Annotated in this window: 23 protein-coding genes; 6 read left to right on the top strand and 17 right to left on the bottom strand. The window is 61.9% G+C overall.

What is annotated here, in order from left to right; all coding sequences use genetic code 11:
- Window position 1: 1 nt before the first annotated feature.
- A complete protein-coding gene (locus JF539_RS21530) occupies window positions 2–1,654 on the top strand; it encodes an ABC transporter ATP-binding protein (protein ID WP_207142788.1) in 1,653 nt (550 codons plus the stop codon).
- Window positions 1,655–1,735: 81 nt separating this feature from the next.
- Here the strand turns inward: JF539_RS21530 and JF539_RS27925 are convergent, their stop codons facing one another.
- From JF539_RS27925 to JF539_RS21495, 8 genes are all read right to left on the bottom strand, one after another.
- Window positions 1,736–1,858, bottom strand: coding sequence for a hypothetical protein (locus JF539_RS27925; RefSeq protein WP_268957577.1), 123 nt, complete (start codon window positions 1,856–1,858; stop codon window positions 1,736–1,738).
- 205 nt (window positions 1,859–2,063) lie between these two features.
- Window positions 2,064–3,149: a bifunctional transcriptional activator/DNA repair enzyme AdaA gene (locus JF539_RS21525; RefSeq protein WP_207142787.1), complete on the bottom strand. Its 1,086-nt coding sequence runs from the start codon at window positions 3,147–3,149 to the stop codon at window positions 2,064–2,066.
- Window positions 3,150–3,507: 358 nt separating this feature from the next.
- Window positions 3,508–4,317 carry a 3-methyl-2-oxobutanoate hydroxymethyltransferase gene (panB, locus tag JF539_RS21520; RefSeq protein ID WP_207142786.1) on the bottom strand — a complete coding sequence of 270 codons (810 nt, stop codon included), beginning with the start codon at window positions 4,315–4,317 and terminating at the stop codon, window positions 3,508–3,510.
- Window positions 4,318–4,354: 37 nt separating this feature from the next.
- Window positions 4,355–5,206, bottom strand: coding sequence for a pantoate--beta-alanine ligase (gene panC / locus JF539_RS21515; protein ID WP_207142785.1), 852 nt, complete (start codon window positions 5,204–5,206; stop codon window positions 4,355–4,357).
- 308 nt (window positions 5,207–5,514) lie between these two features.
- Window positions 5,515–7,131: a thiamine pyrophosphate-binding protein gene (locus JF539_RS21510; RefSeq protein WP_207142784.1), complete on the bottom strand. Its 1,617-nt coding sequence runs from the start codon at window positions 7,129–7,131 to the stop codon at window positions 5,515–5,517.
- A 4-nt stretch (window positions 7,132–7,135) separates the two neighbouring features.
- Window positions 7,136–8,410 carry a CaiB/BaiF CoA transferase family protein gene (locus tag JF539_RS21505; RefSeq protein ID WP_207142881.1) on the bottom strand — a complete coding sequence of 425 codons (1,275 nt, stop codon included), beginning with the start codon at window positions 8,408–8,410 and terminating at the stop codon, window positions 7,136–7,138.
- Between the two features lie 113 nt (window positions 8,411–8,523).
- A complete protein-coding gene (locus JF539_RS21500; protein WP_207142783.1) occupies window positions 8,524–9,360 on the bottom strand; it encodes an alpha/beta hydrolase family esterase in 837 nt (278 codons plus the stop codon).
- Window positions 9,361–9,482: 122 nt separating this feature from the next.
- Complete coding sequence (locus tag JF539_RS21495; RefSeq protein WP_236042592.1) at window positions 9,483–10,268, bottom strand: potassium channel family protein; 786 nt, start codon at window positions 10,266–10,268, stop codon at window positions 9,483–9,485.
- A gap of 209 nt (window positions 10,269–10,477) precedes the next feature.
- On the opposite strand from JF539_RS21495, the gene JF539_RS21490 reads away from it, so the two are divergent.
- Complete coding sequence (locus tag JF539_RS21490; protein WP_207142782.1) at window positions 10,478–11,239, top strand: SDR family oxidoreductase; 762 nt, start codon at window positions 10,478–10,480, stop codon at window positions 11,237–11,239.
- A 294-nt stretch (window positions 11,240–11,533) separates the two neighbouring features.
- Here the strand turns inward: JF539_RS21490 and JF539_RS21485 are convergent, their stop codons facing one another.
- Complete coding sequence (locus tag JF539_RS21485; protein WP_207142781.1) at window positions 11,534–12,013, bottom strand: DUF302 domain-containing protein; 480 nt, start codon at window positions 12,011–12,013, stop codon at window positions 11,534–11,536.
- 186 nt (window positions 12,014–12,199) lie between these two features.
- Entirely contained in the window at window positions 12,200–13,354 is a 1,155-nt protein-coding gene (locus JF539_RS21480; protein ID WP_207142780.1) for a YeeE/YedE family protein, read from the bottom strand.
- Window positions 13,355–13,583: 229 nt separating this feature from the next.
- On the opposite strand from JF539_RS21480, the gene JF539_RS21475 reads away from it, so the two are divergent.
- Together JF539_RS21475 and JF539_RS21470 are read left to right on the top strand one after the other, a co-directional pair.
- Window positions 13,584–14,969, top strand: a complete 1,386-nt coding sequence (locus JF539_RS21475; RefSeq protein ID WP_207142779.1) for a tetratricopeptide repeat protein — start codon at window positions 13,584–13,586, stop codon at window positions 14,967–14,969.
- A 76-nt stretch (window positions 14,970–15,045) separates the two neighbouring features.
- Window positions 15,046–16,284 carry an OpgC family protein gene (locus JF539_RS21470; protein ID WP_268957584.1) on the top strand — a complete coding sequence of 413 codons (1,239 nt, stop codon included), beginning with the start codon at window positions 15,046–15,048 and terminating at the stop codon, window positions 16,282–16,284.
- A gap of 240 nt (window positions 16,285–16,524) precedes the next feature.
- Here the strand turns inward: JF539_RS21470 and JF539_RS21465 are convergent, their stop codons facing one another.
- The 3 genes from JF539_RS21465 to JF539_RS21455 all read right to left on the bottom strand — a co-directional run bounded on the left by JF539_RS21465 (window position 16,525) and on the right by JF539_RS21455 (window position 18,310).
- A complete protein-coding gene (locus tag JF539_RS21465) occupies window positions 16,525–16,809 on the bottom strand; it encodes a DUF1150 family protein (RefSeq protein WP_209017474.1) in 285 nt (94 codons plus the stop codon).
- 34 nt (window positions 16,810–16,843) lie between these two features.
- Entirely contained in the window at window positions 16,844–17,272 is a 429-nt protein-coding gene (locus JF539_RS21460; RefSeq protein ID WP_207142777.1) for an Hsp20 family protein, read from the bottom strand.
- A gap of 162 nt (window positions 17,273–17,434) precedes the next feature.
- Entirely contained in the window at window positions 17,435–18,310 is an 876-nt protein-coding gene (locus JF539_RS21455; protein ID WP_207142776.1) for a LysR family transcriptional regulator, read from the bottom strand.
- A 518-nt stretch (window positions 18,311–18,828) separates the two neighbouring features.
- Here JF539_RS21455 and JF539_RS21450 point away from each other — a divergent pair.
- Window positions 18,829–19,188 (top strand): MmcQ/YjbR family DNA-binding protein, encoded by a 360-nt coding sequence (locus JF539_RS21450; protein ID WP_207142775.1) that lies wholly within the window; start codon window positions 18,829–18,831, stop codon window positions 19,186–19,188.
- A complete protein-coding gene (locus JF539_RS21445) occupies window positions 19,178–20,380 on the top strand; it encodes an MFS transporter (protein WP_209017472.1) in 1,203 nt (400 codons plus the stop codon). The genes JF539_RS21450 and JF539_RS21445 overlap by 11 nt, the downstream gene beginning before the upstream one ends.
- 57 nt (window positions 20,381–20,437) lie before the next feature.
- Here the strand turns inward: JF539_RS21445 and JF539_RS21440 are convergent, their stop codons facing one another.
- The 4 genes from JF539_RS21440 to JF539_RS21425 form a co-directional block, all read right to left on the bottom strand.
- Entirely contained in the window at window positions 20,438–21,568 is a 1,131-nt protein-coding gene (locus JF539_RS21440) for a DNA alkylation repair protein (protein ID WP_207142774.1), read from the bottom strand.
- A 166-nt stretch (window positions 21,569–21,734) separates the two neighbouring features.
- Window positions 21,735–22,811 (bottom strand): sn-glycerol-3-phosphate import ATP-binding protein UgpC, encoded by a 1,077-nt coding sequence (locus tag JF539_RS21435; RefSeq protein ID WP_207142773.1) that lies wholly within the window; start codon window positions 22,809–22,811, stop codon window positions 21,735–21,737.
- Window positions 22,812–23,083: 272 nt separating this feature from the next.
- On the bottom strand, window positions 23,084–23,926 hold the full coding sequence (locus JF539_RS21430; protein WP_207142772.1) for an ABC transporter permease subunit: 843 nt from the start codon (window positions 23,924–23,926) through the stop codon (window positions 23,084–23,086).
- A 10-nt stretch (window positions 23,927–23,936) separates the two neighbouring features.
- Window positions 23,937–24,818, bottom strand: coding sequence for an ABC transporter permease subunit (locus tag JF539_RS21425; RefSeq protein ID WP_207142771.1), 882 nt, complete (start codon window positions 24,816–24,818; stop codon window positions 23,937–23,939).
- Window positions 24,819–24,879 lie beyond the last annotated feature (61 nt).

The raw sequence follows: 24,879 nt of genomic DNA, 5'->3' as shown, positions 1-24,879 counted from the left end.
CATGGTTCCGAGAAAGGACGTTCTGCTTCGGATCACGGATCTGCGCATCGAAGGCTATTCCGACGAGCAATGGAACGAGATCGTTCACGGGGTCAGCCTCACCCTGCACAAGGGCGAAGTCCTTGGCCTCATCGGAGAGTCCGGGGCCGGCAAATCCACCATCGGCCTCGCCGCCATGGGTTTTGCCCGCGACGGCTGCCGCATCTCCGGCGGCTCGATCGAGTTCGACGGCATGGAGCTGACGACGACCCCGCAAAGCGACCTTCGGGCGCTTCGCGGCTCGCGCATCGCCTATGTGGCCCAGTCCGCGGCCTCCTCGTTCAACCCGGCGCACCGGATCATCGACCAGCACACGGAAGCCCCGATCCAGTACCGGATCCAGAAACGGGTGGAGGCACAGGAAGACGCCATGCAGCTCTACGAGCGGCTGCGTCTCCCAAATCCTGGCGAAATCGGCTTCCGCTACCCGCACCAGGTGTCCGGCGGACAGCTTCAGCGCGCCATGACCGCAATGGCGATGGCCTGCCGCCCGGACCTGATCATCTTCGACGAACCGACCACGGCCCTCGACGTAACCACCCAGATCGAGGTCCTGGCCGCGATCCGCGACATCGTCGATCAGTTCAACACCGCCGCGATCTACATCACCCACGATCTGGCGGTGGTCGCGCAGATGGCGGATACCATCAAGGTGCTTCTCAAAGGCGAAGAGGTCGAGGAAGCCCCGACCGAAGAAATGCTCGACACGCCCAAGGAGGACTACACAAAGAGCCTTTGGGCCGTGCGCAGCTTCAAGCGGCCGCAAAAACAGCGGCCGAGCGATCCGGATACCCTGCCGATCGTCTCCGTTCAGGGAATTGACGCCTCCTACGGCAAGACCAGGGTGCTTGAGGATGTCTCCTTCGACATCTATCCGGGCATGACGGTTGCCGTCGTCGGGGAATCGGGCTCCGGCAAGTCGACCACCGCGCGCTGCATCACGGGCCTGTTGCCGCCGGACAAGGGCCAGATCCTGTTCAACGGAGAGCCGTTGCCGCCGCGCTATCAGGACCGGACAAAGGAACAGCTCCGTCAGGTGCAGATGATCTACCAGATGGCGGACACCGCGCTGAACCCGAAAATCCGCATCTGCGACATCATCGGCCGGCCGGCGCAGTTTTATGGCGGCTTGCAGGGCACCGCTCTGAAGAGCCGAGTGGACGAACTGCTCGACCTGATCGAACTGGAGCCGTCCCAATTCTACAACCGGCTTCCGACAGAGCTTTCGGGCGGACAGAAACAGCGTGTCGGCATTGCCAGGGCGCTTGCCGCCAATCCCGCCTTCATCATTTGCGACGAGGTCACGAGCGCGCTCGACCAGCTCGTCGCCGAGGGCATATTGAAGCTGCTCGACCGGCTGCAGCAGGAGTTCAACCTGGCTTACATGTTCATCACCCACGATCTGGCGACGGTTCGCTCCATCGCGGACGAAGTCGTGGTGATGCAGAAGGGAAAGGTGGTCGAACAGGGTCCCAAGGACGTCATGTTCAAGCCGCCCCATCACCCCTATACGGACCTGCTCCTGTCCTCCGTGCCGGAGATGGACCCGAACTGGCTGACAACCCTTCTCGAAGAGCGGGGAACGGACCAGATCGGCGAGGCCGCCGACGTCTGAACGGGCTCACAGGCAAACGCAAACACCCCCGGATTTCCATGCCGGGGGTGTTTGCAATTTTAAAAAGTCGGGAGACCTCGGTCAGCCGACCATCAAGTAGCCGGACAGCACCATCGCCGCGACAATGACGGCGTAAACGCCAACCAGTGTCGGCCAGGAACCACCGTTTGCTTTGTATTCTCTGATCCATTCATCACGGGTCATTCCGACCTCCTAAACGCCCAGAAACCTCTGGGATGATGTGTTGCACTTGATCCGACCCCTACAGGACAGAAGTTAAGAATTCAATTCCGCGATTCAACAAATTCTGCGCTATTTTCGCACACCGGATATGCAGTTGATGCAGGCATAGGCACAATCCCGGAGGGAGCTGTTCTCAAGCTTCTTCGCCCAATGCCGAGTGACCGCGCTACGGGTCCGGTTGATTGGCCTTTTCGGAGACCTTTGCGCGGTAGCCCTGCTCCAGTTCGATCAGGCGCTGTTTGCGCCAGAGACCGCCGCCGTAGCCGGTCAGCGATCCGTCCGTGCCGACAACCCTGTGGCAGGGGATCACAAGCCCGATCTGGTTGGCTCCGTTCGCTCTCGCCACGGCGCGCACCGCCTCCGGGCGGCCCAGCGCCCTGGCCACGTCGGAGTAGCTGCGGGTCTCGCCGGCCGGGATATCGAGGAGCGCGCGCCAGACGTCGCGCGTGAAGGGCGTACCGTGAAGCGCAAGCTGCGTCTGGAACGACGCGCTTTCGCCTTTGAAAAACCGGTCCAGCTCCTCCTGGATCCGGTCTGTGACTTCCGTGCGGCCGAAACCGATTTCGCCCTTGGCGAACCCCTGCAGCTTCTTGAATTCCGCCGGCAGGGCCTTGCGGTCTAGAAACTCCAGAAGATGAAGCCGGGTTTTATCGGTCACCGCGATCATTGGTCCGAGCGGCGTCGGCACCCAATCGGCCGACAGCAGGGGATTTTTCGAAAAATTTCCCGGTGCCGTTCCCAGTATCCGGGCGAAGGCCTCGCGGAAGGCGCTTGGAGACTCGAAGCCTGCCGTGATTTGCGCGTCGATCACCTTGCCGCCGCCCGAAAGGGACGAAAACCCTTCCTGCAGACGCCGCTGCCGGGCCATTTCCAGAAAGGTCATGCCGAAGTGCCGCTTGAAGGCGCGGCGCACAGTCGACGGGTCGAAGCCCATGCGTACCAGATCCGGCTCGCCCCAGCGGTATCCGGGCCGTTTTTCCAGCGCCTCGATCAAGGGCCTTACCACCGGATCGGCACTTGCCTCCGGCGTCGTCGGCCGGCAGCGCTTGCACGGCCGGAAGCCCGCCTCGATGCATTCGGCCACGGTCTCGTGAAACGTGCAGTTTTCCGGTTTCGGCTTGCGCGCCGGACAGGTCAGTCGACAGAAGATGCCGGTGGACGCCACACAGACGAACATGCGCCCGTCGTAAGCCGCATCGCGCGCCAGCAGGGCTTCATAGAGGGTGTCGAAACTCGGTCGGATCATCAGCATGGCCTGAGGGTAGGCCGGAAGGATAAATCGTGCAGCCGGAAATCGGGCGTTTATTTTGTCTTTTTTGAGTTCCGTTTCCCGGCGTCATTCCGTGACTTGATGCGCTGCTGTCCGGTTAGCGAAATCCTCACAACAGCCCCGAGCATTGCCCCTTGCTCCCGTCTCCCCCCTTGAGGGGGAGATGTCAGCTTTAGCTGACAGAGGGGGGAACCAGCCTCTCAACTCCAATCAGCTTTTCATATTGCCGCACAGCCGCTCCCCTCTGTCCGTTTCACGGACATCTCCCCCTCAAGGGGGAGACAGGCGCAAGCGGTGACACCGCGATGACCTGAAAAACAGGAACCGCCAGAAACAAATCCTACCGGTATACCTGCTCCTCGCCCGGGAAGCTCCGGTCCTTGACCTCGTCGGCGTAGGCCTTCACCGCCGCCTCGATCTGGCCGCCGAGATTGCCGTAGACCTTGACGAATTTCGGCGGGGTCGGGTTGAGACCGAGGAGGTCTTCGAGCACCAGGATCTGGCCGTCGCACTCCGCGGACGCACCGATGCCGATGGTCGGGATCGGGATCTGCCTGGAGATTTTCGCCGCCAGCGGTTCCACCATGCCTTCCACGACAACGGCGAAAGCGCCCGCCTCGGAGATCGCCCGGGCGTCTTCCTCGTGCACGGCCCAGGTGTCCTCGTCGCGGCCTTGCGTCCTGAAGCCGCCCATGACGTTGACCGACTGGGGCGTGAGGCCGATATGGGCCATCACCGGAATGCCGCGCTCGGTCAGGAAGCGGATGGTTTCCGCCATGCGCGCGCCGCCTTCCAGCTTGACCGCGCCGCACTGGGTTTCCTTCATCACCCGGGCGGCATTGCGGAAGGCAACGGAGGGGCTTTCCTCATAGGTGCCGAAGGGCATGTCGACCACGACGAGCGCCCGTTTGGTACCGCGCACCACGGCCTTGCCGTGCATGATCATCAGTTCCAGAGACACGCCGACGGTGGATTCCATGCCGTGCATCACCATGCCGAGGCTGTCGCCGACCAGGATGAAGTCGGCGAATTTGTCGACGATCGCCGCCGTGTGGGCGTGATAGGAGGTCAGCGAGACGATCGGATCGCCGCCCTTGCGCTTGGTGATTTGCGGAGCGGTGATACGGCGGATGGGTTTTTGAGTGCTCATGCGGCGTCCTTTCAAGGAAGCTTGTGAGGGAGTGTTATCAGCTTTCCGGTACGATGACCCGCTGATCGATCAGGAGAACGGTTCCGAAGCGCACGGCCAGGAGAATGACGGCGGCACGGTCCAGCTCGCCGGACAGGTCTTCCAGCGTTTCGGCATCGCGGATGTCGACGCTGTTGACCTCCGCAGCCGGCGCCTTGCCGAGTTCCTCGCGGATGACCGCATCGAGGTCCTTGATCGACGGTGCCGATTTCGCCAGCGCCTCGGCGCTCGCCAGCGACCTGCTCAAGGCGACAGCCTGCGCGCGATGCTCCGGCGTCAGACGAACATTGCGGGACGACATGGCCAATCCGTCGGCCTCGCGCACCGTCGGGTGGCCGACAATTTCCAGCGGCATGTCGAGGTCACGGACCATCCGGCGGATGACTGTGATCTGCTGGTAGTCCTTCTCGCCGAAGACCGCGAAATCCGGCGTGGTGATGTTGAAGAGCTTGGTGACGACCGTCGTGACGCCGCGGAAATGACCGGGTCTGAGCGCGCCCTGCAGAACGTCGGAAAGACCGGGAACCTCGACATAGGTGTCACCGCCCGCGCCGTACATTTCCTCAACACTCGGGATGAAAACCGCGTCGACGCCTTCGGCTTCCAGAAGCGCCAGATCGCGCGCCTCGTCGCGCGGATAGGTCGCCAGGTCCTCGTTGGGTCCGAACTGGGTCGGGTTCACGAAGATGGTGGTCACGACCCGGTCGCCCTTTTGACGCGCCAGCCGGACAAGCCCGAGATGGCCCTCATGCAGGAAGCCCATAGTGGGCACGACACCCACTCTCTCGCCGTTCAGCCTCCACAGCCGAACGGTATCCCTGATGTCCGCCTTTGTCCGGCAGATCTTCATCTTTTCCTCCCCGGCCTTTTTCTACTTGGCTCAGGCCACCTTCTTTTCGCAGGCGCAACATAAGGGCTAGAAAGGGGAAGGTCCAGATGAAGGTTGGGGGCGCTTTGAAGTGACACGCCAATGGAATCAATGACCGTCATTCCGGACAAGTGCAGCACGGCTGCACGCTGATCCGGAATCCAGATATCAGGACGAGCGAAGCGAGTGCGGTCTCTTTTTTGTTTGCGGTCGCGCTTTCAGCGCGAATGATTTCTGGATTCCGGATCGGCGCTCGGCGGCGCCTCACTTGTCCGGAATGACGTTTAAACTCAAAATGCCCCGTCATAAGCCCTGCGCGGTATCCGGCAGGCAAGCAGGGTGAAGCCGTCGCGGTTGAGCGCATCGCCGGCTTCCCGCTTCAGGTCTTCAGCGTTCTCGATCCAGACCCCATGACCGCCATAGGCTTTCGCCACCGCCGGAAAGTCGGTCTCGCCGAAATCCACGCCAACATTGGGACGCTGGCTGTTCCTCTGCTTGAGTTCGATCAGCGAGAGGCTGGTGTCGACCAGCACGCAGACGATCACCGGGATATTCAGATCCCGCAGGGTGGAGAGTTCGCCGAGGCACATTTCAAGGCCCGCGTCGCCGACAAAGGCGATGACCGGCGATTGCCCCTCGACGATCCGGTGGCCCATGGCGAGCGGCAGGGCGCAGCCCATGGTGCAGAGCGCGGAGGATTGCAGCATCTGCCGGGGTTTCGCACACCGCCAGATCTGGCTGACCAGAATACGATGCGCACCGCTGTCGGCTGTGGCGACGGTGTCTGCAGGCAGCGCCGAGCGCAGCGAGTGAAAGACGGTGCCCGGCCCCCAGCCGGAGGGTTCCGGGGCAAAGGCTTCCGTCAAAGTCCGCCGGACCGTCTCCGGCGCGCTGTTAAGCCAGCTCGGGGCCTCCGGGTCGCGCACCTCGCTCAAGCGGTCCAGAACCGGCTCCACCGCGCTCCGGAGTGTCGCGGCGGCGGCATGCATGCCGTGGGTGCGCAGCACCGGCGTCACATCGATCACCGGAGCGTCCTCGGCCCAGGGATTGCGCCAGTTGACACGCATTTCGATCGGATCGTAGCCGAGAAGCAGAATACAATCGCTTTCGTTGATCAGCGGCAGAAGATGACCATCGGCCTTGGGGGAAAGGCCCGCGCCGCCAAGCGAAAGCGGGTCGTTTTCATCCAGAAGCCCCTTGCCCTTGTAGCTGGTCACGAGCGGGATCCGGTAGGTCCGGCAGAACCTCGTGATCGCCGCGGAGGCGTTTTCATTGACCGCGTCGACTCCCGCGATCGCAATCGGACGTTCCGCTTTCCTGAAGAGATCGAGCGCCGCCTCGAGGTCGCTACCGGCCTTCGGGCCGGATGAGACCGGAGCGGACCGGAATCGCTTCGTCCAGCCTTCGGCGGTCTCTGCTTCGGCGACCCTGATCGGCACGTCGATATGAACGGGCCCGGGCTGCCCGTCGAGCGCGATGGCCAGCGCCTTTTCCATCATGACGTCCAGAGCACCCAGCCTTGCCGAAAAGCTCGCCTTGACGATCGGGCGCAGCAGCTGCTGGTGATCGAAGACCTGATGGGTGTAGCTCTCGGCTTCCGCCTGATCGACACAGCCGGTCAGGAAGACGAGAGGGACCCGGTCCTGCCAGGCGTTGGCGATCACGTTGACAGCGTTCGCCGCTCCCGGCCCAAGTGTCGCCAGCAGGACGCCGGGCGCGCCATCGGCATGCCAGCCGCCCTCGGCCATGAAGCCGCCGGCGTTCTCATGTTTGACCAGCGTGAATTTGAGACCCGCCTCGTCCAGCGCCTGCAACAGCGCAAGCACTTCGCCGCCCGGCATGCCGAAGGCGTGGCGGCAGCCGGCCGCGTGCAGTTTTCCGGCAATGATATCCGCACCGGTGGTCATGGTTTCATGTTTCCTTTGTTCCGCCGGCCGCGCCGAGATCCAGAACGCCCTTATCCGCCAGTTCGGACAGAGCGGCCTCGCTCAGGCCGAGATGGCGGCTCAAAACGTCCGCCGTGTCGGCGCCGAGCAGCGGTGGCGCCTTGGCGTAGGCGACCGGTGTCTTTTCCAGGTTGATCGGCGAGCCGATGAGATCGACCGTCCCGCTTGAAGGATGCGGCAGGGTGATCCGCATGCCGCGTTCGACGATTTGCGGGTCGGCGAAGACCTGGCCCAGATCGTTGACCGGCCCGCATGGGACACCGGCTCCCTCCAGCACTGCGATCCATTCCGCCGCCGTCTTGTCGATGGTCAGTTTGCGGATCAGCGGGACCAGTTCCTTGCGGTTTCTGACGCGGTCGGCGTTCTTCGCGTAACGCGGATCCCTTGCGAGTTCGGGCGCTCCGGCGACATCGCAGAATTTCCGGAACTGGCTGTCGTTGCCGACCGCAAGTATGAAGGAGCGGTCGGCCGCCGGGAAGGTCTCGTAAGGCACGATGGTCGGGTGGCCGTTGCCGAGCCGCCCGGGAACGTCGCCGGAGACCAGGTAGCCCACCCCCTGGTTGATCAGCCAGGAAACCTGGGCGTCGAGAAGCGAGATATCGATCCGCTGGCCGTCGCCGGTTTCGTTCCGGTGATTGAGCGCCGCCAGGATCGACACGGTGGCATACATGCCGCACATGACGTCGGCGATGCCGACGCCGCATTTCGTTTCCGTGCCGCCCTCCTCGTCCGGAAACCCGGTGAGGGACATGATGCCGCCCATGCCCTGGATCAGAAAGTCGTAGCCCGCCCGATGGGCATAAGGGCCCGTCTGACCGAAGCCGGAAATCGAACAGTAGATCAGCCGCGGATTGTCCGCTTTCAACGTCTCGTAGTCGAGGCCCCGGCGCTTCAGGTCGCCGACCTTGAAATTCTCGACGAGAATATCCGCCCTGGCGGCAAGACCCGAAATGAGGTCCTGGCCTTCCGGGCTCGCCAGGTCGACGGCGACGGACGCCTTGTTGCGATTGGAGGAGAGATAATAGGCGCTTTCGGCGGTCTCTCTCCCCTCACGATCCTTCAGGAAGGGCGGTCCCCAGCCGCGGGTGTCGTCGCCCCGACCCGGGCGCTCGATCTTGATCACCTCGGCGCCGAGATCCCCCAGGATCTGGGTGCAAGTCGGTCCCGCCAGAATGCGCGATAAATCGAGGACAACGAGACCGGTGAGAGCACCGGAGGAAACAGATGGATCGGACACAATTCACCGTGCGGCAAGAGATAATCCGGGACAAGGCCACAAGCCCCCTGTCCCGTCAACTCCCCCCGCAGGCCGGGAGAAACACCTCTGCTCACTTTCCCGTCAGACGTCCGCGATCAGGACCGGATCCAGCCCTTCATCTCACCCAGCTTGGTCCAGGCCCGCCTGATCCAATCGGCCTTGACGCTATGGCCTCCGCCGTGAAGGCACAGTTCGAGAAAACCGGTCTTGGGCACCCAGCGTTCACAGGCCAGATCTCCTTCCGTCGTTTTTTCCGGCTCCTGCTGCGCCAATCCGTTCTGCCGGCGCCAAACGTCGAAACTCTCGAAGACATCGCCCTGTTTCCACCTGCCGCCGCCGAGCCAGCGGCCCGCCAGCGGCACAACGGTGTCAGTGGTGCCATGAACGTGGAAGAGGAAGGGATTGTCCGTCTTGCAGTTTTGGGGAAGCGGCTCCCAGAAGGCGCCCGCGATCGGCGCGTAGCCGGAAAAGCGGTCGGATTTCTCGCAGGCCAGATACCAGGTCATGAAGCCACCGGCAGAAAAGCCGGACAGAAGCGTCCGGTCCCGGTCCACACCGAAGCGGTCGGAGAGATCCTCCAGAACACCGTCGAAGAATGTTGCCTCGTCGCGCAGAGTTCGGGGCGCGGTCGGGAACGACCAGGTGCCGTTGATCCCCTGAACGGCCACGAAGGCCACGCCGAGATCGTCGGCCATGCGCTGGAAACTCTTGTTGCGGATCGCGTTCACCGCCTTGCCGCGATGACCGTGGAGATAGAAGATCGCGCCAAGCGGCTGCCCCTCCCGGCGCGTTTCCGGAAGATGGATATAGTACTCGCCGTCCTTCACTTCGCAGGGAATGTCTTCGCCGCAGGAGGCCGTTGCGGCCGCCACACCCGGAGGGGAAACGAGAACGGATGCAACCGCCAGGAAAAGAGAACTCTTGAACGACAATGCCGGCTCCTCTTGGGTAATGGATCTTCAGCGACCCGCCACAAGAGAATGGTTCACCCCCGGAATTTGTCCAGCTTTCGGCGTTCACGAGTTGGAGAGAGGCAGACCGGTTCCGCGCCCGGTCATTCCCAGGTCCCTTCGGTCGGGATGTTGAGCACCCGGCCGCAGTGCTTGCAGTGGACCGCATCCGGGTCGTGACGGCTGAGACCGCAATCGGGGCAAGGATAGTGAGCCTTGGCCGGGCGGAAAATCGTCTGGACCAGACGCAAGAACAGAGCGACGCCGAAAATCATGATCAGAACGGTCATCAGCCGGCCGACACTGTCGCTCATGGTGATGTCGCCATAGCCGGTCGTGGTCAGGGTGGTGACCGTGAAATAGAGCGCGTCGAGATAGTTGTTGATGTTTTCGTTGAGGTCGTGTTCGACCACGAAGACGACCGCCGTGACGACGAAGATGAACACCATCAGGTTGATTCCCGACTGGAGAATCTCCTCGTTGCGCCGGAACCAGCTGGACGCCTCGCGCAATTCCTTCAACAGGTGATAGGAACGCATCAGCCTGAGCATGCGGACGACCCGCAGGAATGCGAAGTTCTCCAGAAAGGCCGGCGCCACCAGCGAGAAGATGACCACCAGATCCGCGAATGAGGTGAAGGAGAACAGGTACCTGCCCGGTCTGGCGGCCGCAATCAAGCGGGCAACGAAGTCGAGCGTCAGAACAGCGGCGATGACGTAGTCCAGCTCGTGATGCGTCCGGTTCGGGTCTATCATCGAAGACACGATAAAATAACCGATCGTGACCAGATCGAAGAACAGCAAGGCATAGCGGAAAATGCGCGCCTTGACGGTATGCCCGTAGTAGAGCTGACGCAAAAAGGTCTGCGCCGCCATCTTATCCGCCGCCATCGGCAATGCCCCTTCCCGTCCGCGTTCCGCGCTTGAGATCAACGGACAGGAGGCACAGAGAAAAGTCAATGGACCGTCAAGGCACCGACTCCGAGTGGCTTTGGATTCATGCGACTCCTGCACGGCCGTCCTGTACGATAACAGTTTGATAATCCGCCGCGCCAAACTAAGTTCAGGCACCTTCAAGCCTTCAAACAAGAGGACAGCCCATGTTCGATCTGACTGGACAAGTCGCACTGGTAACCGGCGCAAGCCGGGGGATCGGCGAAGCCGCGGCCCGGAGCCTTGCGAAATACGGCGCCCGGGTGGTTCTGGCCGCCCGTTCGGCCGGCGACATCGAGCGCATCGCTGGAGAGATTACCGCAAGCGGTAGCAAGGCCTCGTCGGTCACCTGCGATGTGGCCGACTATGAAGAGGTGGCGAGCGCCATCCGCCACACGGTCGAAACTTTCGGCGCCATCGATATCCTGGTGAACAATGCCGGGGTCATCGAACCGATCAGCCGGATCGAGGTGTCCGATCCGGACGGCTGGGACAAGGTGATCGATATCAACGTGAAGGGCGTCTATCACGGCATCCGGGCCGCCGTGCCGCATATGCTTGAAAAAGGCGCCGGCACAATTGTCAACATCAGTTCGGGTGCGGCCACCGGCGCGCTGGAAGGCTGGAGCCATTATTGCGCGTCCAAGGCGGCGGCGCTGTCGCTGACCCGCTGCGCCGACAAGGAATTCCGCGAAAAGGGCATCCGCGTTGTCGGCCTCAGCCCCGGAACCGTCGCGACCCAGATGCAGGTGGATATCAAGGCTTCCGGCATCAACCCGGTCAGTCAGCTCGACCCGTCGGTTCACATTCCGCCGGAGTGGGTCGGGGAAACGATTTGCTGGCTGTGCACCGAGGCGGGCGACGATTATCGCGGCACCGACTGCTCGCTGCGCGACGAGGGCGTACGCAAGGCGGTTGGCGTGATTTGAGAGAAAAACCGGGAAGTTGTCTCCCAAAAACAAAAGAGGGCCGCTGAGCGGCCCTCCCATGAGATCGATGTGACACAAGGTCCGGATCAGATCCCGACGAAACCGCTCGATAACAGAGGCTGCTCCAATATCGTTCCATTTCGCCCAGACTCCCGGGTCACGATCCGATACTCACTAGACATGGGCACCTCCTTTCAACAGTTGAAGACACGAAGAGTGTGGTGCCGGTCCGGGCGTTAGACAAGCCTAAAAAGAAGTCATGCCCAGTTTTCAAGCGCTTAATTTAACAGCCTGTTACTGCGAGGCCACAGCCTTGTCCGCGATTGTCTGAAACACGCCGTCCAGTTCCACCGCGAGGTCCGCCAGGGCGTCGCCGCCTTCATCCAGGTAAGGCGAGAAGACAAAACTCGGGGTTTTCCAGGACAGCGTCGCGGTGCCGTCGCTGTTTTCGGTGACGTAGAAACGGATCGGCGCTTCGATACCGGCGGTCACGGAGGCGTCCAGCATCCGCACGGCGTAGTCGTTACGGTAAACGCCAATGACCCGATTGCCCGGGATGATCACGCCCCGGCCCTTCGCACCGGCGGAGGCGCTGGCCTGGGTCACAAGAAACATCTTCTCGTCCTTGATGGCCGCGGTCAGATCCTCGACAAGAGTGTCATAGCTTTTGGCCGTAGAGACAACCTGCCAGCCCTCCCTGGGAGCGACACTATCGGCCAGAACCGGACCGGCGGTTAGAAATCCAAACAGGATAAGGCTCAAAAAAACGCGCATGAGATGAACTCCCTCGTCAAACCTCTGACGGTTGAGAACCTAACGCCCGAGCGATCACGGGCGATTCACAATGCGGTGTGGAGGTGGCCCAAGACGTAAATGTTCAATCGATTGTTCATTGATTGGCGGATTACCCGAACCTTAGATAAGCCCTCATCCTGAGGAGCAGTGTGGGAAAACTCACCTCTACCCCATCCCGAGCCGCAGCCGCAGGCGTGTGCCCAGGAGGCTGCCAAGAAATCCGAACAGAAGCCACAGCCAGCCGTGCAGCGATCCGGAGACGAGACCGCCCAGATAGGCGCCGATGTTGCATCCATAGGCAAGGCGTGCGCCGTAACCCATCAGCAAGCCACCCGCGAGAGCCGTCAGAACATCACGCCGGGTCAGGCGCCAGACAGGCGCGAAACGGCCGGCAAGCGCGGCCGCGATCATCGCGCCGAAAATGATGCCGAAATCCATGACGGATGTCGTGTCGCGGAAGACCGAGTTTTCCAGCGCCGCGCGCTGCCACGTCCAGTACGGCCAGGTGTCGACGGGAATTCCCAGGGCGTAGAAGATCTTGCCGCCCCAAAGCGCGAAGCCGGAGGTTATCCCCCAGGGCCTGCCGACGACCACGAAAGTGGCGATGCCGACCAGGGCCAGCATGACCGCCCCCAGCATCGGCGACCACGGTCCCTTGATCAGGGACACCGTCGGGCGCGCCGGCGCGATTTCGCCATGGGCCCGGCGTTCGATCCGGACTGTCGCCAATGCCGCCAGCCCCAGGACCGCGGCCGTCAGCACAAATGCACCCTGCGGACCGAAACTGCGGATCAGGGAAACAGCGGGCAAGCTCGGCAAACGGCTCCAGAGATGCAGATGCGCGGTCGCCGCAACGGACCCGAGGATGAAGGCTGCCAGGGTTATCATCATTCTGGTCGACCCGCCTCCGGCGGTAAAAAGCGTCCCCGAGCCGCAGCCTCCGCCGAGCTGCATGCCGACGCCGAACATGAACGCGCCCATCGCCGCGGCGACGCCGAAGGGAAAAACGAAGCCTCCGGCCGGCCATCCAAGCTCCCGCCCCCAGGCGATCAGGGGAAAGGAAACCGCGCTCGTCAGCAGGATAAGAACGAACTGGGCGCGCAGACCGCCGCCCCGTTTCTCCGTCACGATCCGCCGCCAGGCCGCGGTAAAGCCGAAACTGGCATTATAGAGCGACACGCCCGCAAATCCGCCGATCAGGACCGCCACAGCCTGGCGCGGACCGGCGGCGCCATAGGCACCGAATGCGACGACCGCCAGAACGGCCGCCGCGATGACGGCAACACCTACCTGGGGTCTCTGTTGAATAGTCGAGGCCATGTGTCCGTTCGTTTCCCTGGTGTGATTTGTGCGGTTCCGCAGCTTCCCGCCGGTTTTCGCCTTATTTTCGAACCGATAGCGACCTTTGGCGCACTACACAAAACCAACACCTTTTTGTGTTTTGCAGTTCATGACAGGCCTGCGGACATTAGCAAGGGAAAACAACGAAGAACTCCCTGTCCAGTAAGGCCTTTCCCGGGTCCGGGCTGCTGTAGCAAAAGGTTACGCGATGCGTCTCAGCGATCAATTCGGTTACGACCTCACACTTTCCGACAAGGAAGCGGCAGCGTCCTGGAACGCAGCGATCCTGGCCTTTCTTGCCCATGGCAAGACGACGCCACAGCATCTCGAAACCTGTTTGGGCCGCGCCCCCGATTTCGCGCTCGGACATGCCACGCGCGGGCTGTTCTGCCTGCTGCTCGGCCGCCGGGAGCTTTATGCAACCGCCCGTGAATGCCTTGACGCCGCGAAATCCTCGGCTGCGCAGACGCCGCTGACCGCCCGGGAAACAGCGGTGATCGACGCGCTGGCGGCCTGGCTTCAGGGCTTTCCCACTCGGTCCGCCGATATTCTAGACGCCGCCCTGATCAAGGCGCCTGAGGATACCTTGCTGATGAAACTTGTCCATGCCATCCGCTTCGTTCTCGGGGACGCGGCCGGCATGCGCCAGTCGGTTGAACGGGTGTTTTCGGCCTATGACGAAACCCATCCCGCCTATGGCTACGTCCTCGGGTGCCGGGCGTTTTCGCTGGAGGAGACCGGCGAGTACCGGCTGGCCGAGGCCTCGGGCCGCAAGGGACTGCAATTTGCCGCCGACGACGCCTGGGGCCTTCACGCGGTTGCCCATGTGCACGACATGACCGGGCGGTCGGAGGAGGGAGCCGGGTGGCTGGAAAATCATCCGAACGGCTGGGCCCACTGCAACAATTTCGGCTATCACGTGTGGTGGCATCTGGCACTGATGTACCTGGACCAGGGCAATGCCGACAAGGCGCTGGCGCTTTACGACAGCGATATCCGCAAGGACAAGACAGACGATTACCGGGACATCTCGAACGCGGCCTCCCTGCTGGTCCGCCTGGAGCTGGAGGGTATCGATATCGGCGCCCGCTGGGAGGAACTGGCGCTTCTGTCCGACAAGCGCGCCGAGGATGGCTGTAACGTCTTCGCCGACCTGCATTATCTGCTGGCGCTGTTGAACGGCGGGCGGCGCATGGGAACGGAACGGCTGCTGAACGGACTGAAAGAGCGCGCCAGGAGCGAAACCGACATGGGGCCGATCTGCGCCGAAGCCGGGCTGCCGACGGGGCTCGGTCTGGAACAGTACCGCAAAGGCAATTACGCTTCCGCCTTCACCCTGCTGACCTCGGCGCGGGACAACCTCCATCTGGTCGGCGGATCGCACGCGCAGCGGGACGTTTTTGAACGGATCACCATTGACGCCGCCATCCGGGCGGGCTTTTCAAACGAAGCGGAAAAGCTTATCGACAGCCGGACCGAAAAACGCGGTGCGCTCGACCGCTTCGCCGAACAGCGGCTTGACGTGTGCGACAAGATGCGCCGCGCCCAGCAGGTCATGGAAGACGAAAACCTGCGGGCGGCCGATTCCGTCTGAGAACGGAACCGGACAACCTCTTACTGGACCTATCGTGAACGCACATTCTCAAACGAAACGCCCCCGTGACCCGCGGCTGGATTTTTTCCGCGGGATCGGCATGTTCATTATCTACATTGCCCACTTGCCGTCCAACTGGTGGACACTCTGGATCCCGGCCCGGTTCGGCTTTTCGGATGCGACGGAGATTTTCGTGTTCTGTTCGGGGATGGCGTCCGCACTCGCCTTCGGCAAGATCTTCGATCTTCACGGCTGGGGCATGGGCGCCGCGCGCATCCTGCAACGCATGTGGCAGGTCTACTGGGCCCATATCGGCCAGTTCCTGGTGATTGCCGTCGGGCTCGTGATGATCCAGAACAGCGGCTACCTGAGCGCATGCTGCGACCTGACCCAGGACTATGTCACCTCCCTCAATCTCTGGCATCTCTATACCAAGACAGAACAGGCTCTTCCCGGTCTCCTGACGCTCACATGGGTTCCGAACTATTTCGATATCCTGCCGATGTACATCGTGATCCTGGCCCTGCTCCCGTTGATCATGCTTGCCTCTCGGGTCTCCGTGGCCGCGGCCTTCGCCCTGTCAATCAGCCTCTGGTTCGTGGCACAGTTCGACCTGCTCAGCCTTCCCGCCGAGCCCTGGTCGAACCGGGAATGGTTCTTCAACCCGTTCGCCTGGCAGATGCTGTTCTTCACAGGCTTTGCCTTCATGCGCGGCTGGATTCCGGCGCCGCCCGTCGACAGGCGCCTTGTGATCGCCTGCGCCATTGTGCTGGTCGCCACCGTCCCCTTCGCCTATTTCCGCGTCTTCAGCGAGTCCTACTGGGACGTTGCCTGGGCCCGCGATATCCGTGAGGCAATCAAGCCTCTCTGGATCAAGACCGAGTTCGGTCTGTTCCGGTTCATTCACTTCCTCGCGCTTGCCTATATCGCCTGGGTCGCCGCCGGCGAACACGGCCACCGCCTTCTCGGACACGGCGCGCTCTGGGGCCGGTTCGTCCAGATTGTACAGAAGGTCGGCCAGCAGTCACTCGCCGTGTTCATGGCCAGCCTGGTGATCGCGCAAGCGGCCGGACTGCTGCGCGACATGGTGTGGGGGCGCGGCGAGTGGATTCCGCAGATCCTGTCCAATCTCGGCGGTTTCCTGGCGCTGATCGCCGTGGCCTATGTCGTTTCCTGGTACAAGAGCCAGCCGTGGCGCAAGCCGCCGGCAGTCTCCCCCGGGAACGCCCCTCCGACGCCTGCGTCCTCCGGTCAGGAGGGTCCGAAAGCCGGCGCACCGGCCAAGGCGAAGGTCAGGGAACCGGAGTTGGTTTGAGGAATTGCAGGAGCAACATGCCTTCCACCGGAACCGGAAATTGGCGAAGACAGTCTCCTTTGTCGTCCCGGTTTGACGCGCCAGCGTTTACCGGGTCGCTGCCTGCGCAGGGACGACAATTTGAGGATTGTCACTCGAGGCCTGATCGGCCGGCATGGCGACGAAACGAAGTCCCCTACGTCCCCAAATAAAAACACCGGCCAAGCGGCCGGTGTTTCGCTTCATCCAGTACTGCCGCGCTTAATGCACGGAGGCCATTTCCAGATCGGCCTCGAAGGCGTTGGCGACGGCGGCCTCGCGGCTGTCGGCAAGCAGGATCGGCGTGCCGTCGGCGTTGAGCAGCGCGTAGAGCGTCATGTTGTCGTGCAGCGGAGGAACCTCGGGGAACATTTCCTTCAGGTCCTGCGCCTTGATCGGTTTGACATAGGCCACATTGCCCGTACCGAGTTCGGTCAGTTCGTCGACGGACATGAACTCTGACAGGTCGGCGATATCGGTCCAGGCCGGATTTTTCGGGTCGTGCATCAGTCTATTCTCCATTTTTCTGGCGGATGAGGGTCTATTCACCGCTGGAGATTTCTATTTTTCTGATGACGCGTTCCGGTTCGGGACGCGCCAGATCGATGGACAGAAGCCCATCCTTGAGGTCGGCTCCGAGGATTTCAATCCCCTCGGCCAGAACGAACGCCCTTTGAAACTGCCGGGCCGCGATGCCGCGATGCAGGTACTGGCGGGATTTGTCGTCAACCTGTCTGCCGCGGATCACCAGCTGACTTTCCTCCACGGAGACATCCAGCTGGTCCCGGGTGAAGCCGGCGACTGCGAGCGTGATGCGGATTATATCGCCCTGACTATCCGTTTTCGGCAGTCTCTCAATGTTATAGGGCGGATAGCCGTCATTGGCAGCCTTGGAAACGCGATCGAGCACACGCTCGATATCGTCGAACCCGAGCATAAACGGGCTGGAAAACGCTGACATGCGTGACATCCTCAAAGTCCTTGTCGAAGCGACCTTGCGACCGGACCCTTTTGAAAGGCATCCGGACCGGAACATTTCGGTTCCATTCGAGATTAAATATGGAGACTTGTTAAAATTGATTCAAGGTCGGCGGTAATTCTGTCGGTTTCGGCGGTGAAACTCTCTAAGAATTCACAGCGGAGCGGGGAAAAAGTCGGGCGCTAGACAGGGATTTTGTTTCAACAGTCTTGCCAGCGCGGTGCAGGCTTCACGCACCTGGGACCGATGGCGTTCGTCGTGATGCACGACCAGCCAGCGCTCCGTTGTCAGGCTTTCTATCGGGTCCGTAATGCGGACAAGATCTTCATAAGCGTCTCCGACGAACACCGGCAGCAGCATGCGCACCTGCCCCTGCCGCACGAGAGACAGCGCCAAAGCCGCCTTGTTCACGGTGATCACCGCCTCCGTCCCGTGTGTTTCCTTGAGCCAGATACCGGTCGGCGAATGGGCGTCGTCTTCAACGAGCCCGATCCAGCCGAGGTCGTGTCCGGCGGGAACGGTTCTCGCCTGATAGGCGGCGAATTGCACGCTCCCGACCTTCCGACCGGCCAGCCACTCCTGCTTCGGACGGCTGTTGCGGATGCCGATATCGATCTGACGCCTCGCGATGTCCCTGTTGCGCAGGTCCGCCAGAAATTCCGGGACCCAGTCACGGTCCGGTCTCCAGAAGGCGGACAGATTGTCGATCAGGAGCCGCATCGTCCATTCACCGGCCGAGATCCGTATCCGACGGCGCACGCTGCCGCCTTCCCGCCAGGTCAGGATCGACTGCGCCGAGCGGTCCATGTCTTCGGCCTGCAGCAGCAGTTCCTGTCCGGCGGCTGTCAGCCGGTAGCCGCGCGCCTCGCGTTCCACCAGCCGGACATTCAGGCTCTCTTCCAGGGCGCTGACCCGCCGTCCGAGGGTGGCCGCGCTGATACCCGTCGCCGTTGCGGCTCCCGCCAGCCCGCCGGCCTTGGCAACCGCCAGAAACAGGCGCAGATCCTCCCAATCGAGGTTTCGTTTCATTTTTGAAATTCCAGTTACGCTTTAAAAACAAGAAAATACTTCGATCCAATGAGAGTATTTCCAAGCACCTCTCACTTTCAATCAAATACGGAAAGAAATTGCGGAATGCTTTTCCCTTTCTGCCCCGCCTTTCACCGGCGGGACACCGAACCGGGCAGGATCCCCTGGAACGATCCCCGCCGCTCGCTTTATCCCGCGCATGCGCAATTCTGGCCCACCGAAATTCCGGAACATGTCCTGTTCGAAAGAAAGGTACGGACATTTGCGCGCCGCCGCAGGAGGCTTCTTTTGAAAAAGATCCTCTCCGGGGGCATTTTCCGGAAAAAACTGCTGAAACGGCGAACCTCGGGGATCGGAGCGGTAGCGGCCGCGACGGAGAGACCCGCCGGCATCTGCCATGACTGTGCCGTACATGACGACCGCACCCTTTTGTGATCGGGTTTGCCTAACCCGCGCTTGCGAATTGGGCCTTGAAACGCCACTGTTGCGCGCCCCGACACAAGCACAAGACCGACCAAGTGACCCGTGACGAATTCGATAGCTTCTGCGCGCAGTTGCCGGCGACCACCCATGTGGTGCAATGGGGCAATGCGTCTGTCTGGAAAGTCGGCGGAAAGATCTTCGCGATCTGTTCGGCCTGGGCCAGCGAAGGCGAACAGCGGGTCGGCTTCAAGTGCTCCGACCTGTCCTACGCGCTTCTGACTCAGCAGGACGGCATCGTGCCGGCACCCTATCTCGCCCGGGCCAAATGGGTTCAGCTTGAAAGGCCGGACGTGCTTTCCGACGGCGATGTGAAGGCCTATATCGAAACGGCGCACAAGATCATCGCCGGAAAACTGACCAAGAAACTGCAAAAAGAGCTTGGCCTTGCCGACTGAGCGCTCCCTGAAATGGCGGTCGCTCGGTCTCCTGATGCTCGCGGAGATCGCCGCCATGAGCCTGTGGTTCATGTCCGCCGCCATCCTGCCGGATCTCGTGCGCGAATTTAACATCCCGCCGTTTCATCAGGCCGCCCTTTCCAGCGCCGTGCAGATCGGCTTTGTGACCGGCGCGGTGGTGTCCGCGCTTCTCGGGCTGGCCGACCGGATCGACCCGCGCCGCTTCTTTGCCTTCTGCGCGATCCTGGCGGCAGCCTTCAACGCCAGCCTTCTGGTGGTCGAACCGGGCGGCGTCCTGTCGATCCTCGCCCGTTTCGCCACCGGGGCGCTGCTTGCCGGCGTCTATCCGGTCGGCATGAAGATCGCCGTCGGCTGGGGGCAGAAGGATCGCGGCTTTCTCGTCGGCACGCTGGTCGGGGCACTGACCTTCGGCTCCGCCGCCCCTCATCTTCTGGCGCTCGCCGGCGGAACGGACTGGCGCTGGAGCCTCACGGTCGCCTCGCTCGCCTCCGCCGCCGGTGGCATGCTGTGCCTTCTGACCGCGCTCGGCCCCTTCCACGCCAAGGCGCCGCGCATGAAGATGAAGGCGATCCTCACCGCCTGGACCGACCGCAAGATCCGCTATGCCTATGCCGGTTATCTCGGCCACATGTGGGAGCTTTACGCCATGTGGGCGTGGATCGGCGTCGCGCTGGCCGCATCCTTTTCCGCGCGGATGCCGCCGGAGGACGCCCTGCCGCTGTCGCGGCTGATCGCCTTTCTGGCGATCGCCGCGGGCGGGGCCGCCTGTATCGTGGCGGGGCTCCTCGCCGACCGGATCGGCAAGGCCAATATCGCGATCCTGGCCATGGTCGTCAGCGGCACCGCCGCGCTCGCCTCTGCGCTAACCTTCGGCGGACCGGTCTGGCTGACGGTGCTGTGCGTACTGATCTGGGGCGCAGCGATCCTGCCGGACTCCGCACAGTTCTCGGCGCTTGTCGCCGATTTCGCACCGCCGGACCAGGCGGGCAGTCTGATGACCTTCCAGACCGCGCTCGGCTTCGCGCTGACGTTCTTCACTGTACAACTGACCCCGCTCGGGGTCGAACTCATCGGCTGGCCGGGCGTCTTCGGTGTCATGGCCATAGGCCCGACCCTCGGGATATTGGGGATGTTGCGGCTGAAGCGGATCTCGGACCGAGGCGCCAGTTAAGAGTTTCCCGGCCAAGCGTCCGCCCAACCAACTTCGGAGAAGAGCACCGCTCGCCTTTCAGTTCTCCGGCATCACCAATTCAAACTCCGAATACCCGAAATCCTTGCCGTTTATGCGCAGGCTGACCGCCTGCGTGCCGCCGTAGTAGGTCCGCGTGGTTATCGGGCGGATTGCATGATTTCGCGTGAGGGATACCGTTTCTCCCGGCACAAGGCTCAGCTTGGTCCACTTGAACACCTTGGGCGCCAGCGTTCCGTTGGCTTTTTTGAAATGGACAAGATAGTCGAGCACAAGCTCCTGCACCGCCTTGCCCGTTGACGTCAGCGCGACCCGAAAGTCGAACTGTTCGCCATAGCGCACCTTTTCCGTCCCGATCACCGGACCCTCCAGCCGGATCTCGGGCGGGTTCAGGCCGAATGCCTCAAGCGTCGCCGGATGGCCCTGCTTGATCAGGGACCGGCAGGCGTGACGCACCAGTTTCTGCCGGTTCCTGTCCGCCCCCTTCAGCCAGCTTGCCGCGAGCCCGGCCACCAGGTCCGGATGATCCTTGGCGATGTCGTTGAGATGGTTGGCGACGGAGCGGCGGACATATTCCTCCGGATCGTCCCTGAGCGCTTCCAGCAGTGGCAGGACCGGGGACGGATCCTCGACAAGACGTTTCAACCGCATGCCCCAGGGTAGGCGCGGGCGGGTGCCTTCCGAGACAAGACGGCGAACGTGCGTGTTTTCGTCCGCGACCCAGGACGACATGATACCCAGCGCGCGCTCCTGATCCTTCGCGAGAAAAGGCCTGACGTCGAATTCCGCCGTCATGCGCTTGGTCATTTCCTTCAAAAGGGCGAGGGAGCTGTCAAAATCCGCCAGGCCGCATCTCGAAACGACCATGGTCAGAGGCAGGATGCCCCAGCCGCACATGCCTCTGTCGTCGCTCGCCCGGTCGAAGGCGATTTCGGTTTCGGGATGAAGAACGGCTTCCAGAACCGCGAAGCGCTCACCGAGATCCCCCGGGAGATACCGGTCCGTCACCTCGGCGACGAGAGCGGCGCGCCGCTTGAGTTCCAGGCTCTCGAGTTCCGACAGGATGTCCGCTTCAAAGGAAACCCGGTCGAACCGGTCCAGATGCCTGGAAAGATGGCTCGCAAGGCACTTTACCAGGTCCGGCGACAGGTTGTTTTTGAAAGGTTCCATCCCGATGCCTCCGCTTCATTCGGCATATTTCCGGGGGACTGTGTCAGATGCGGCGGAAGGAACCCAGTCCGCCGGATGCGCTCTCCTGACAGGGTTTGTCAGGAACAAAAAACCACTCCGGTTTCCCGGAGTGGCCAATACCAAGCGACCTCGGCTCTTGAAAAGGTCAGCCGATCAGCTTGCCCGTGTCCGCATCGAAGAAGCGCACATCTTCGGCAAGCGCCTTGAGGTGGAGCGTTTCGCCGGGCGTGTAGCGGGCGTGGCTCGGAACACGGAGGACGATTTCCGGTCCGCCGTCAGCGAAGCTTGCGTAGACGAAGCTTTCGGCTCCCACGAGTTCCAGGACATTGACGGTCACTTCCAAAGAAAGACCATCGCCGTCGGTCGGGCCGTCGCTGACTTCCAGATGCTCCGGGCGGATGCCGAGCGTGTAACGGTCCTTGCCTTTGCTGTTGGGCCCCGAAAGACCGGAACCGCTTTCCAGGGCAAGGCCCACCTCGCCGGCCGTCACCTTCAGGAGGTTCATGGCCGGAGAGCCGATGAAGCTCGCCACGAAGGTGGAGGCCGGGTTCTGATAGACCTCGATCGGCGCGCCGATCTGCTCGATATTGCCGCCGTTCAGCACAACCAGCCGGTCCGCCAAGGTCATCGCCTCGAGCTGGTCGTGGGTGACATAGACGCTGGTGGTGCCGAGTTCACGCTGCAGGCGCTTGATTTCGACCCGCATCTGGACGCGCAGCTTGGCATCGAGGTTGGAGAGCGGCTCGTCGAACAGGAAGGCAGCCGGTTCGCGCACGATGGCGCGGCCCATGGCGACGCGCTGGCGCTGGCCGCCGGAGAGCGCGCGCGGCTTGCGGTCGAGATAATCGCCGATTTCGAGAATGCGGGCGGCCTCTTTCACCCGCCGCTCGATCTCCGCCTTCGGCGTGCCCCGGTTTTTCAGACCGTAGGCGAGGTTGTTATAGACCGTCATATGCGGATAAAGCGCGTAGTTCTGGAACACCATGGCGATGTCCCGGTCTGCCGGATCGACCTTGTTGACGACCTTCTCACCAATCCTGGCCTCTCCGGAGGTGATGTCCTCAAGACCCGCGATCATGCGCAAAAGCGTAGACTTGCCGCAGCCGGACGGGCCGACAAGAACGATGAACTCGCCGTCGGCGATGTCGATGGACACGCCTTTGACCGCTTCCACATCCCCCGCATAGACCTTGCGGATCGTCTCCAAAGAAATCGTTGCCATTCAAAGCCTCATACCAAGAGAAATAGATTACGACCCATCTGATGGGCCAAAGTCGGTCTCCGGCGAGACGCGCCGTGCAGGCCGGCCTGGTTGGCCGGACAAACGGCGCAACGACGTCCGGCGGCCGTCTTTGGCCCACCGAAGGCTGGTTTTTCAGGCCTTTCGAACCGCGTCGCCCGTCTTGGACGATACCCCGTATCGCCCCGCGACACGCTCCTAGCCGAAAGGCCTGAGAAACCGGTCAGATGTGTCATAATCTGTTCCCCTTGGTATCACTTATCGCTTTCGGTCAGGCCCTTGATGAACCAGCTCTGGAACACCACGACCACGATCACCGGCGGCAGCATTGCCAGCACGGCGAGGGCGAAAGCCTCGTTGTAATCGGGGATCTGGGAGCCGACCCAGACCAGCAAGATCTGCTTTATGCCGCGCACGAGGGTGAAATAGACCTCGTCGCTGGTCATCATCATCGGCCAGAGATACTGGTTCCAACCGTAGACGAACATGATGATGAAGATGGCGGCGATCATCGTCTTGGAGATCGGCACCAGGATGTCGATGAAGAATTTCCAGGGACCGGCGCCGTCGATCCGGGCCGCTTCCAGAAGCTCGTCCGGCACCGACTTGAAGAACTGACGGAAGTAGAAGGTTCCCGTCGCCGACGCCAGCAGCGGCACGATCATGCCGGAATAGGTGTTGAGCATACCGAGCTTCTGCACCACTTCGTAGGAAGGCACGATACGCACCTCGAGCGGCAGGAGCAGGGTGGTGAAGATCACCCAGAAGAAGAAGGTGCCCATCCGGAAACGGAAATAGACGATGGCATAGGCCGCCATCATGGAAAGCACGATCTTGCCGACGGCGAAGCCGATGCCGAGGATCATGGAATTCATCAGCATCCTGAGGCCGGTCGCCTGCCCGGTGAAGCCGCCGGACTCAAAAAGGACCTTTCGATAGGTGTCCGTGAAATGCCCGCCCCAGGTGGCCATCAGGCCATGGCGGTGCACCTCGACCGCGTCGTGGGTCGAGGTCAGGAAGATGACGGCGACCGGACCGATCATCATGAACGAGCCGAGGATCAGGATCAGGTGGTCGGAGAGCCTGGTGCGATACATGGCGTTCTCCTCAATTGTAGTGTACGCGCCGCTCGATGAAGCGGAACTGGAAGATGGTCAGGACGAAGACGACGAACATCAGGATCACCGACTGCGCCGACGAGCCGCCCAGATCGCCACCTCGGAAGCCGTCCATGTAGACCTTGTAGACGAGGGTGATCGGGTTGTTGGCGGCCTTGTCCTTCACCACGACATCGATGATGCCGAAGGTGTCGAAGAGCGCGTAGGTCATGTTGATGATCAGCAGGAAAAACGCGGTCGGCGCCAGCAGCGGCAAGGTGATCGTCCAGAAGCGGCGGAAGCCGGAGCGGCAGTCGATGGCGCCTGCCTCGCGCAGGGACTTCGGGATCGCCTGCAGGCCGGACAGGAAGAAAATGAAATTGTACGGGATCTGTTTCCAGACCGAGATGACCACCATGGCGAAGGCGGTGTCGAAATAGTTCAGGCCGATGCGGAAGTCCCAGCCGACGAGCCGGGCAACCTCCAGGAACGGGCCGATATGCATGTCGAAGAACATCACGCCCATGAGGCCGGCGACAGGCGGCGCGATCGCATAGACCCACATCAGCAGTGTTTTGTAGGTCGATGAGCCCTTCAGGACGGCGTCGGCCTTCACGGCGAACAGCAGCGCAAGGGATAGCGACAGAAACGTCACCAACAGCGTGAACACGACGGTGAAACGGGCGATCTCGCCGTAGGAACTCGATTCCAGAACGTCCGTGTAATTGTCCAGTCCGACGAAGGTGGAGCCGAAGCCGAACGGGTCCTCAAGGTAGAAGGAGGACTGGATCGCCTGAACGGAGGGCCAGTAGAAGAAGACGACGATGATCGCGAGCTGAGGCAGCAGATAGAGATATGGCAGACTGGCGCTGGAGAACTGAACGCGTTTCATGGGTCTTACATCTCTTGGCTGAATGTCTTGCCGTCGGCGAATTTCAACGGTGAGCGGAAAG

Source organism: Roseibium aggregatum (assembly GCF_017309185.1).
Lineage (GTDB): Bacteria > Pseudomonadota > Alphaproteobacteria > Rhizobiales > Stappiaceae > Roseibium > Roseibium aggregatum_B.
This window is presented reverse-complemented; position numbering and strand designations above follow the sequence as displayed.